Raw genomic sequence first — 914 nt, 5'->3', positions numbered from 1 at the left:
GTGTGGGGGGGAGTGTCTGTGAGCCGTCGCCGTCGCGAGCCTGAAGAACACGTCAACCACGAACGCTGGTTGGTGTCCTACGCGGACTTCATCACCTTGCTGTTCGCGTTTTTTGTGGTGATGTACTCGATCTCGTCGATCAACGAAGGCAAGTACAAGATCATTTCCCAGGCGCTGGTGGGTGTATTCAACGATTCCGAGCGGGCGCTCAAGCCGATCCCCATCGGCGAAGAGCGGCCCAAGACCGTGACCCCGGCCAAGCCTCTGGTCAATGACAGTGATGAAACCGCCGCCGGCATCCAAGGCACCAGCGACCCGCTCAAAAGCATCGCCGACGATATCAGTGCTGCCTTTGGCGACTTGATCAGTTCCAACCAGATGACCGTGCGCGGCAATGAGCTGTGGGTGGAGATCGAATTGAACTCCAGCCTGTTGTTCGCCAGTGCCGATGCGTTGCCCAGTGACCAGGCATTCACCATCATCGACAAGGTCGCGGCAATCCTCAAACCGTTTGAAAACCCGATCCACGTGGAAGGCTTCACCGACAATTTCCCTATCAGCACTGCGCAGTATCCGACCAACTGGGAACTGTCCTCGGCCCGTGCGTCGAGCATCGTGCGCATGTTGGCCATGCAGGGCGTGAACCCCCAGCGCCTGGCGTCGGTGGGCTATGGTGAATTCCAGCCGGTGGCCAATAACGCCACGGTCGAAGGCCGCGCCCGTAACCGCCGGGTGGTGCTGGTGGTCTCGCGCAACCTGGATGTGCGTCGCAGCCTGACCGGAACCGGCACCGCCAATGCCACCCCGGATGCGGCGTTGAAGCGTGCTGGCACACAAACTGCACCGCCCGTTGTCAAGCCGCCGGTCCGACCGAGTAACGTCAATTCTCCGTCGCCGGCTCAATAACCGTATGC

The 914-nt window shown here is 60.5% G+C and carries 1 protein-coding gene; it reads left to right on the top strand.

Annotation, left to right across the window (positions count from 1 at the left end):
* Positions 1 to 18: 18 nt before the first annotated feature.
* A complete protein-coding gene (gene motD / locus GIW04_RS31010; protein WP_034136106.1) occupies positions 19 to 906 on the top strand; it encodes a flagellar motor protein MotD in 888 nt (295 codons plus the stop codon).
* Positions 907 to 914 lie beyond the last annotated feature (8 nt).

The organism is Pseudomonas sp. PA-4-8C (assembly GCF_021606625.1).
Classification (GTDB): Bacteria; Pseudomonadota; Gammaproteobacteria; order Pseudomonadales; family Pseudomonadaceae; genus Aquipseudomonas; species Aquipseudomonas lactis.
This window is presented reverse-complemented; position numbering and strand designations above follow the sequence as displayed.